This window comes from Rahnella sp. BCC 1045, from assembly GCF_019049615.1.
GTDB classification, from domain to species: domain Bacteria; phylum Pseudomonadota; class Gammaproteobacteria; order Enterobacterales; family Enterobacteriaceae; genus Rahnella; species Rahnella contaminans.
Window position 1 is genome coordinate 1 of sequence record NZ_JAFMOZ010000066.1, and the last position, 9,938, is coordinate 9,938.

The window sequence follows — 9,938 nt, forward strand, 5'->3', positions numbered from 1 at the left end:
GGTTATAAGAAATATCTGAGAATATTTAATTACATTACAAGAAATTAATAACTTTGAGTTACGTTGACGATAGGAACCATAATATATATTATGATCACAGGCATATTGGATGGTAATAACAGAGGAAAACTATCGGACATATGCGATTTCTTTACGGAGAACGGGTTCATTTAAAGGAATGAATTAATGATGCGCATTGCACTTATTGACTCATGCACATTCACGTATAACGGGCTAAAGCATTTATTCACTTTAACCCATATACCTAAAGGCATAACTTTCAATCAAATCAGTGCTGAGGAAGCGCTTGACAAAAGCAATGAGAACTACGACATCTATATAATTGAACCAGGTGAAGTGAGTTTTGAGTTTAATATCGATAAGTTTATTTATCATCTGAAGTCTATGAGTCTGGTCAGCAGCAAGTTTGTTATTCTGAGCGATAATATGATTGTAAACAGTCGCCTGGCCGATTTTCATTTATGCAAAGCGCATGCCTTCTCGAAGAGTTATTTCTTCTTTGACAGCCTGCTGACCGGGAAGTACGACGCGATACGCCCTTTTGTAGAGGATTATCTTCTCTCGAAAAACGAAGCGATTTTGCTCCGGTGCTTAGCAAAAGATCCGACTATGAAAAACATCGAGAAAATCACGTCGATTCCCATGTCGAATCTTTACTACTATAAATACAGCGCCATGAAAAAGCTTAAGCTGAAGAATACTAAAGAACTCTTCAGCTACCTCAACCGGGTGCTTAATCACTCCCTCTGACCCGCAGCCTGGCTTCACATAAGCCAGGTTATTGCATCAGGTACTTGTACAACTCAATCGAGTTTTTCAGCCCCAGTTTCTTCATCGCATTCCGCTTATGCGTACTAATCGTCTTACAGCTCCGTCCTAATTTCTGCGCAACATTGGCATTAGTCTTCATGGTTTTAATTGCCATCAGAACTTCCCATTCTGTGGCCGTCAAAAACTTTTGTGAAGACTGCGCGGATGTCGCTCTCTTTTGCTGAAAATAAGGGCTCAGTGCCCGCTGATAATTCAGGTCAGAGGCACCGGTAATAAGCATTTTTCTGAGTACGGAGATCTCCTCCTGCTCTGATATAAGCATATCAATGTTTTCATCAGAAAGTTGCGCCAGTTTATCATTCTGCTCAATCTTAGTGACGACAATGACCCGAGGAGGAATATAGAGGAAATTCATTCTCCGGATAAACTTCATGACTGCATTGAAATCATCCGAAGTATCCTGAACCTCCAGAATAATACTGTCGATCCCCGTCCCTATTCCTGAATTGTAAAATTCAACCAGTGAACTGAAAGCATGTGTTTTTAAATCAAGCTGATTCAGCACTGCCGAAATTGCCAGCCGCTCATAATAACCTGAGTGAATTATCACTGTTTGTTTCATTAATCATTCCGTTGGTAATACTTTCCGTTTATCTCCCTTTCAGGGGGAAATTCTTAGCCCCCTGATGCATCGCAATCTTAATTCGGGATATTTTTCCTGTCGATATTTTGAGAATTTCAAGCGTCACGTTAGGATTTTTACGGTCATATCATAAAAATCCATGAATCCATTACAACTCATCATTAATTGATTATCAATTACGAACCAAATGAAACAATTCACTGTAATAACCCCGATAAAGCAGTGTCTTATTCTTTATGATCTTTGCGTGCTTTTAAAATTTTGTCTGATTGACATTACTTTCCCGCTTTCACTTCCGATCAATAAATCCACACATTTCATCCAAAATTGATCACAAACAACCGCAAAGCGTTTTCTGCCGCAAATATTCTAAGAATTTTCTAGTTTATGCGGCGAAATATCTGAGTTGTGGATCAGGGGGTGTTTTCAGCACGAAATGTTTGAAACGCGCGGTGAATTCCCGCGTGAAACCGTTCAGGTAAACAATGATTACGTGGGCGAAGGCTATGGCCTGCCGACCGCGGGTACGCTGGAAGCCCTGCGTTTACTGGCACGGCTCGAAGGGATTTTGCTGGATCCGGTTTATTCGGGCAAAGGCATGGCCGGTCTTATCGATTTAATCCGCAAAGGCCACTATTGCGCCGACCACAATATCGTGTTCATCCACACCGGCGGCTCGGCGGGTTTGTTTGGTTACCGGCAGTTGCTGGAATAAACCGGTGCTTACCTGCACCGAAGTGCCCCCCGCGCTGGACGCTGTTTCGTCAGTTCATTTATCCCAAAGCCTTGATCCAACGGCGTTACTGGCGGCAACTTGTGTGAATTTATGGCAGGGCTCAAATCCATAAAACACGAAGGACCGGATAATGCGAATATCAGCAAGTATTTGGGGAAATGACTTCACGGGCGATTAAGCCCACGGTTCCAAACTTATCCTTCAGGAATAAATGATGACGACCTTAAACGACAGACTGGCATGGCGCTACGCCACTAAAAAATTCGACCCAACCAAAAGCGTACCGGCTGACAAGCTTGAACGCATCATCGAGGCCGTCCGCCTTGCGCCTACCTCAAGCGGCCTGCAACCGTTTGAGCTGTTTGTCGTCACCAACCCGGAAGTTCGCGAAAAAATTCGCGCCGTTGCATGGAATCAGGCGCAGGTAACGGACAGCTCTCACCTGCTGGTATTCGCCGCCTGGGATGACATCACCGAAGAACGCGTAAATATGATGTTCGACCTGACCAACGATGTGCGCGGTTTCGTCAATGAAGGCTGGGAAAACTATCGCAAAATGCTGCTGGGAATTGTCGCGGAACGCGGAACCGAAGCTAACTATCAGGCCGCTGCCCGTCAGGCTTATATCGGTCTGGGCGCAGCGTTAATCGCCGCCGCTTTCGAAGAAGTGGACGCAACCCCGATGGAAGGTTTTGACCCGGCCGCCGTCGATGAAATCCTCGGCCTGAAAGAGAAAAACCTGCGCAGCGTGATCATCCTGCCAATCGGTTACCGCGCGCATGAAGGCGACTGGCTGGTGAACCTCAAAAAGGTACGCAGAAGTCGTGAGAATTTTGTGACTGAAATTAAGTAAGTTTTAGTCAGAATTTTGGGGGGCGCCCCAAACCGCCTTTAACGGCAAAACCTGTTGTAAAAAGACGCGGAGATCCCAAAGAGGGCTCGTCATAGCCCTCTTTGGTCGGTTTCGGCACCCGCCGCTGAGCGTTCACCGCACATGAAAACCGGGATTTTCTCGATCCTGCTAAAAAGCCAGCCCGGCGTTGACCCACATCCCCCTTTCATTTACCTGATGACAACCCGGCACGTTCTGTGCAGGATCAGATTTTTATTTCCGGGGATCATCCATGAACGCAAAAACGGCATCGTTAGAAGGCCGTATCCGCCAGCATTGGGATCAGCTCTCTTTGCACGAACAGCGTCTGGCCGATGTCTTGCTGGCAGCGCCTGGGCAGTTAGCCATGAATACGGCAACAGAACTGGCGCAGAGCGCGGGGGTTTCCAAAGCCACTGCGACGCGGTTTTTCCGCCATATCGGCTATGAAAGTTATGATGCCGCCCGCCGTCAGGCGCGTGAAATGCAAAACAGCGGCTCCCCGTTGTATCTTCAGGCTGTGCCCAGTGCTTCTCCCCTTGATACATTGATACAAAATCATCTGGAAAAAGAAGTCTCCAGTCTGGTGAATACGTTCCGTTCGCTGGAAACGGAGCAACTGGAAGCCTGCGTGAAGACGATTGCCCGTGCGCGGCGCGTTGTGGTGATGGGCTGGCGCCACAGTCAGACCATCGCCATGCTGATTTACCGCGATCTCGTCCATATTCATCCCGATGTCCAGCTGCTGCCGCGCGCCGGGGATTCTCTGGCGGAACATCTGGCCATGCTGGGTCCGCAGGATATCGTGATTTGCGTGGGTCTGCGCCGGCGTATGCCCGCACTGGAAACGGCCATGAACGCCCTGCACGAAATGCATGTGCCGATGCTGTATATCTCCGATGTGCTGGCAGGTAAACCGGCGAAACATGCCAACTGGGTATTGCGCTGCCACACCGATGTGAACCTGATTTTTGACAGCACCGTCGCCCTTTCCGGCGTCTGTAATCTGCTTTGCTCACTGGTCGCCCGCAGTATGGGGAAAACCGGTAGCTACCATCTGGCCTCTATCGAAACCCTGCACCAGAGTCTCGACGAGCTGGAATAATGCGCTGTTACGGCGCACGCGTTGTGTAGTTTCTCACCAAATCAGTGCAACGGCGTTTACGGACGTCGCTTTTTTTTCAATTGATATGAAACCAGAGAAATTAATTAAACAACCAAAGAAACACTTGTTTCTCATTGATTCACTGAGAAAAAGGGGTTCCCTTCTGAGATTACCGTTTCATCGATCGGAAAACTGGCACGGAATCTGCTCTGGTAGGAATGACATTTCACCAACACCAGGGAAACACCATAATGAAAAAAACAGCACTGCTGATCGCCACTTTGCTCACGCTCGGCGCAGCAACAGCCGCTAAGGCTGATACTTTGTCAGACATTAAAAGCAGCGGAAAAATCACCGTTGGCATCGACCCGACATTCCCGCCTTATGAATTCACCAACAATAAAGGCGAAATCACCGGTTACAGCGTGGCGATCATGGAATCGTTCGCCAAAGACCTCGGCGTGAAACTGGAGTTTCAGAAAACGGCATTTAGCGGCATTTTGCCCGGCCTGATTTCAGGGTCATTCAATGCCGAAGGTTCTTCCCTGAATGTGACCGCCGAGCGCGCCAAAAAAGTGCTGTTCACCACGCCTTACAGCAAAACCGTCAACGGTGTGCTGGTGCGTGAAAGCGAAGCGAAAAAATTCAGCAGCAAAAAGCTGACGCCTGACGATCTCTCCGGGCTGAGCGGCGCGGTAAAAAGCGCCAGCGTGCCGGAGCAGTTGCTGAAAGGCTTTAACGAAACGCTGACCAAAGAAGGCAAAAAACCCATCACGATTATCAGCGTTGATACGCTCGATCAGACCGTCAGCACGCTGATGACCAAACGTGCCGATTTCGTTTATGACGATATCTCGGTACTCGCGCCAATTGTCAAAAAGTACCCGAATAAAGTCGTGCAGGTCGGCGAGGCCGGGCCGTCGCAGTGGATGGCGTGGGCCACGCGTAAAGACGATGTCAGCCTGAACAAGGCCATCAGCGATCACATTCTGGCGATGCAAAAAGATGGCGAGCTTTCGGCACTGCAAAAACAGTATCTCGGTACCACGTTTACCGTGCCCGCCAGCGATTTCATCCCTCAGGAGTAAGTTATGTGCCAATCAACACTGACGGTGCCTGCCGGTCACGGCAAAACCTTTGAGGTGAAAAAAGGCCAGTTTATTACCGTCATAGACACCGGAGGGCAACAGGCCGCCGACTTTGTGGCGGTCAATGCGGACGATCTCAGCGAGAAGCTTTCGCCGGTGCATACGCGCCAGCATTTGCGCTCGCTGTTCTTCAAACCCGGCGACGCGTTGTGGTCGAGTGAAAACCGCCCGATGCTGCGCATTGTGGCTGACACCATTGGCATTCACGATGCCAATGTTCCGGCCTGCGACCGCACGCGGTTTAGCGTCGATTTCGGCGTGGAAGGCCACCGCAACTGCGTCGATAACCTGCTCGAAGGTATGAAGGCGCACGGTGTAACGTATTTCAGCCTGCCGGAGCCGTTCAATCTGTTCCAGAACGGGCCGGTGACCGCCGATGGCCGGATGGAAGTCACCGATCCGACCAGTAAAGCGGGCGACTGCATTGTGTTTGAAGCGTTGTGCGACCTGATTTGCGCCGTGTCTTCCTGCCCGCAGGACATCATTCCCGGCAACGGTTTGCAGGTCACGCCGATTGATATTCAGGTCAGCAATCATTACCACGGGGAGAGTCAGCATGCTGTTAATGCGTGAGGCCTGGGCCGAAAGCGACGTGCGTCCGCTCGCCGCGCCTGTCGAAATTAAAGCCGGAGAAGCGGGTTCCATTCGCGTGCTGCGGGGTCAGTTGCTGCGCATCACCGCGCTGGGCGAAGGCGCCGTGGCGTCGCTGTTTGGTTTCAGCCTGACCGATCCTGCTGTGTGGCTTTCCGTGCATCATACCCGCGTATTCAGCAACAGCTATCTGCTCGGTTCAGGGATGCGGCTGGTGAACAACCGTCGCCGTCCGGTGATGGTGCTGGGGAAAGACAGCGTGAAGCGCCACGATCTGCTGCTGCCGGGATCGACCCGCGCATGGCTGGCACAACAGGGTTATGAAGGTGAAGGCTGCATTGAAGCCGTACAGGGCGAACTTGCGCGGCTGAACATGGACGTGCCGAAACTGCCGGATCCGATCAATCTGTTTATGCACGTCCGCCTGACGCGTGAAGGCGAAATTCTGCCGGAAACCAACCGCACGCAGCCGGGCGACAGCATCACCTGCCGCGTGGTGGCGGACACGCTGTTTATCGCGTCGGCCTGCTGTACCGGCATCGAAGGCAATGACAAACCGGCGCCGCTGCGGCTTTCGGTAGCGGAAAATCTGTCCGCATTCGGCGGGGAGTAACGCATGTTGGGGCTGAGTGAACAGGTCATCGCCGCACTTCCCGAGTTAGGGCATGGCCTGCTGATGACGGTGATCCTGACCGTTCTCGCGGCACTGCTCAGTATCGTTCTGGGGCAGATTGTCTGTTTTCTCCAGCTTCGCCGTGCATGGCCGTGGCGCGCGTTCGGACGGCTGTATGTCAGCCTGATGCGCGGCACGCCCGCCATAGTGCAGCTTTTTGTGGTGTTTTTTACCCTGCCGCGGCTGGGGCTTGGCGGGCATCCGATGCTCGCCGCCGTGCTGGCGATCGGGATGAACAGCGGCGCTTACGTCGCGGAGATCCTGCGTGTGAACCAGAGTCTGGTCACTAAAGGCCAGCGCGAAGCCGCCCGCACGCTGGGGCTGAGCCGGTGGCTGACGTGGTGGTTTGTGATTAACCCGCAAATCCTGCGCGCCAGCCTGCCGATGCTGGTCAACGAGTTCACCATTTTGCTCAAAACCACCCCGCTGGCGTCGGTAGTCGCGCTCACTGAACTGACCTACGCCGGGCAAATTGTGATTGCGCGAACCTATGACGCGACACAAGTTTTACTGCTGGTATCCGCGGGATATCTGCTGATTGCGCTGCCGCTGATCAGCGCAGTGCGCCATCTGGAAGCGAAACGGAGGGTTGCGTAATGGACTGGCAGGCGATTCTCAGCTCACTGCCGTCGCTGGGCGACGGCATGGCGGCCACCCTCAAACTTTGCGCCATCGCGGCATTTTGTTCATTGTTTTGGGGCACGCTGATGGCGACCGCGTTAATGCGCGCCCCGCCGTTCTGGCAGCGGATCCTGCGTATTTACACCAGCCTGACGCTGGCGTTACCGCTGCTGATTGTCATCTATCTGCTCTATTTCGTGTTGCCGGAATATGACATCACATTCACTTCGCCGCAGGTCGGCGTACTGGCGCTGACATTGTATTACGCGCCGTATATCGCTCAGGTGATCCGCTCCGCGGTTGAGGCGTTGCCGCGCGGCCAGTGGGAAGCCTGCCGCGTTCTGGGGCTAAGCCGCACCGAGCAGTTGCGCGATGTGGTTTTACCCCAGACGCTGCCGCAGATGTTGTCGCCGCTGGTCGGGCTGATGATCGGTCTGATTAAAGATTCGGCGCTGCTTTCGATTGTTTCGGTACAGGAATTTATGTACGCCGCCAAACAGGCGATTTCTGATACCTACGCGCCGCTGGAGATTTATCTCACGGTGGCGCTGTGTTACTGGGTGCTGAACAGCCTGATTGACTGGCTGGCGCGCCATATTGAATTTCGCATGACGCGCTATCGTCGCGGCATGCAACATTAACCAGGAGAAAAAAAACATGTCAGCTGATCTTGAGCATCGCGACATCCAGCTTATTCCGGCGCGCCACGGCAAAGCGGTGCATCTGAAAAAGGGTGAAGCGGTGCAGGTGGTGAATTTACACGGGACGCAGGTGGTCGATTGCTGGGCGTATAACGCGGCGGATGTCGGCGAATATATGTGTATGGAAGCCACGCGGGTATGGAATCAGCGGCTGAATCCGCAGGTCGGCGACAGCTTTATCACCAGCCAGCGCCACCCTATTCTCACGCTGGTGGCCGACACGTCACCGGGCGTCCACGACACGTTTATGGCCGCCTGCGACGCGCGCCGTTATGAACTGCTCGGCTGCACCGAACCGCACCGCAACTGCCACGACAACCTGTTCGAAGGCATGGCGGAGCTGGGCGTACATTTGCCGCACGGCAATCTGGCGTCGTTTAACATCTTCATGAATATTCAGGTTCAGCCCGATGGCCGCACGCTGAAAACCCTGCCGGTCGTCACGCGTCCGGGCGATTACATCATTCTTCGCGCCGAAATGGATTGCTATGTCGCCTTCTCCGCCTGCCCGCAGGATATCGTCAGCATTCAGGGGCAAGGCGATAACACGCCGCGTGACGCCGAACTGCGAATTCTGACAGCGGGATTCCCGCAGGTGAAATTGCAGGGAGCGTGGGTACCGGAGGGGGTCTGAGGCATCAAACGTTAAGGGCAACAATCTGAGTTGCCGCCCAAACTGACCCAAAGGGCGCGTTAGCGCGCGCCCTCTGGACACCCTCGCTTTTAACTGCGCGCTACCGCTCGCTGACCATGTTTCAGCAATTTCTGCTATTGCCGCAAAATCCTGCCGCTGCGCGGTCCCTTCACCCGGGTTTCAAACCGCGCGAAAAGAGTCGCGGTTTTCCCCCCCTCCTTTCAGCGTGATTTTTGAAAGCGGCGAGTGGCTATGTAATTCGGAGGGAGTGCTTGAGATTTTTGCCAGTTATTTTTTTGGAATACAATTTGATTAATCTATATTTACTCCCCCTGCACAGGGGGAGAGGAAGATTTATTTGCAAATCCATTAAATAAAGATTCAGGGGAGCTGACTCCTCTCAAATAAAATTGTATTCAGACACTGCGCAGCCCCTTATATATACTCACATAATTAAGAAGAACAAATAATTTTTCAAATCTATACATCATCCATGACGTATAGATTCTTTGCATTATACCCAAGCAGGCCACGGGAGTATATTAGCGGGCATTGAACATCGTTTATCCCTATGGGTGAATGAATTGCAAAGTCAGGGGTTATGTATGTCGTCTGCTGAGTATTATGATATTAATGAAGGAGAAGTAAGACACCTGACAAGGGGTGAAATCGATATATGCAAAACAATTTATGGTGAATATATTGATTACTATAAAGTATGGGTTCACGATGAAAGCTACTTTCTCTTTGGACTACAATCTCCACGATATGCAATGTCGCCAAACGGGGAAATTCACTTCAGGTATGAACATTACTCTGCTGATTACTCCATTACGGGTTCTGCGTTTGATACACTGATTGCAGCGCAACACACCTTCATACATGAAATGTGTCACGTTTGGCAATATCAGCATGGCATGTCTGTTCGGTTAAACGGATTGCTAAGCTGGGCAGCTAATTATCACTATGATTTATTTGGTCAGATTCTTAGTAATTACTCAATGGAACAACAAGCTTCAATTGTGGCTGACTACTATATTTTAATTACTTACGGCCTGCATCAATGGAGCGAACTTGCAGCCAATAACTATAGATTCAGGTACGATAATCTCAAATTTGAAGAGATAGTCCAGTCATACGAAAGCGTTCTTTCGCATTTCCCGGCGGGGGATTAGCAATGAGGATAACTTTTTTATCATGTCTTGCGCTACTAACCGGATGTTTAGGCGACAAGGTTGAACCTGACTATATACATCATCCAAAAGTTAAAGTCCAAGACAATGAAATATGTATTTACGCGCCAGATATAGGGGCGGGATTTATTTATAACGTTATAAAAATACAAAACAATAAAATAATAAAACCTTCGAGCTTCGATATTCGCCATCAAAAATTAGACGCAAGAAAATGTATCCCGCAAGAT

At 50.9% G+C, this 9,938-nt stretch carries 12 protein-coding genes and 1 pseudogene; 12 read left to right on the forward strand and 1 reads right to left on the reverse strand.

Going from position 1 to position 9,938, the window contains the following annotated elements:
- Positions 1-186 precede the first annotated feature (186 nt).
- The gene (locus J1782_RS00595) at positions 187-771 is read left to right on the forward strand and encodes a LuxR C-terminal-related transcriptional regulator (RefSeq protein WP_165057654.1); all 585 of its coding nucleotides are present in this window, start codon (positions 187-189) and stop codon (positions 769-771) included.
- A gap of 28 nt (positions 772-799) precedes the next feature.
- Here J1782_RS00595 and J1782_RS00600 read toward each other — a convergent pair whose 3' ends face one another.
- Positions 800-1,414 carry a LuxR C-terminal-related transcriptional regulator gene (locus tag J1782_RS00600; RefSeq protein ID WP_152327182.1) on the reverse strand — a complete coding sequence of 205 codons (615 nt, stop codon included), beginning with the start codon at positions 1,412-1,414 and terminating at the stop codon, positions 800-802.
- Positions 1,415-1,886: 472 nt separating this feature from the next.
- Between J1782_RS00600 and J1782_RS00605 the strand changes: the two are divergent.
- From J1782_RS00605 to J1782_RS00655, 11 genes and pseudogenes are all read left to right on the forward strand, one after another.
- Positions 1,887-2,150, forward strand: a pseudogene (locus J1782_RS00605) (pyridoxal-phosphate dependent enzyme); the annotation flags it as partial.
- Positions 2,151-2,385: 235 nt separating this feature from the next.
- Entirely contained in the window at positions 2,386-3,024 is a 639-nt protein-coding gene (locus J1782_RS00610) for an NAD(P)H-dependent oxidoreductase (RefSeq protein ID WP_152327206.1), read from the forward strand.
- 271 nt (positions 3,025-3,295) lie between these two features.
- Positions 3,296-4,147, forward strand: coding sequence for a MurR/RpiR family transcriptional regulator (locus J1782_RS00615; protein ID WP_165057656.1), 852 nt, complete (start codon positions 3,296-3,298; stop codon positions 4,145-4,147).
- Between the two features lie 251 nt (positions 4,148-4,398).
- Positions 4,399-5,235, forward strand: a complete 837-nt coding sequence (locus tag J1782_RS00620) for a transporter substrate-binding domain-containing protein (RefSeq protein WP_217151994.1) — start codon at positions 4,399-4,401, stop codon at positions 5,233-5,235.
- 3 nt (positions 5,236-5,238) lie between these two features.
- Complete coding sequence (locus J1782_RS00625) at positions 5,239-5,868, forward strand: DUF1989 domain-containing protein (RefSeq protein WP_165057660.1); 630 nt, start codon at positions 5,239-5,241, stop codon at positions 5,866-5,868.
- Positions 5,852-6,499, forward strand: a complete 648-nt coding sequence (locus tag J1782_RS00630; RefSeq protein WP_195823243.1) for an urea carboxylase-associated family protein — start codon at positions 5,852-5,854, stop codon at positions 6,497-6,499. Before J1782_RS00625 ends, J1782_RS00630 begins: the two co-directional genes overlap by 17 nt.
- 3 nt (positions 6,500-6,502) lie before the next feature.
- Positions 6,503-7,156: an amino acid ABC transporter permease gene (locus J1782_RS00635; protein WP_152327177.1), complete on the forward strand. Its 654-nt coding sequence runs from the start codon at positions 6,503-6,505 to the stop codon at positions 7,154-7,156.
- Positions 7,156-7,821 (forward strand): amino acid ABC transporter permease, encoded by a 666-nt coding sequence (locus tag J1782_RS00640; protein WP_152327176.1) that lies wholly within the window; start codon positions 7,156-7,158, stop codon positions 7,819-7,821. Before J1782_RS00635 ends, J1782_RS00640 begins: the two co-directional genes overlap by 1 nt.
- A 16-nt stretch (positions 7,822-7,837) precedes the next feature.
- Entirely contained in the window at positions 7,838-8,515 is a 678-nt protein-coding gene (locus J1782_RS00645) for a DUF1989 domain-containing protein (RefSeq protein ID WP_208952208.1), read from the forward strand.
- 605 nt (positions 8,516-9,120) lie between these two features.
- Complete coding sequence (locus J1782_RS00650; RefSeq protein ID WP_217151996.1) at positions 9,121-9,690, forward strand: type IV secretion protein Rhs; 570 nt, start codon at positions 9,121-9,123, stop codon at positions 9,688-9,690.
- A gap of 2 nt (positions 9,691-9,692) precedes the next feature.
- Positions 9,693-9,938 (forward strand): putative T6SS immunity periplasmic lipoprotein (locus tag J1782_RS00655; protein WP_217151998.1); only part of this gene is annotated, 246 nt, incomplete at its 3' end.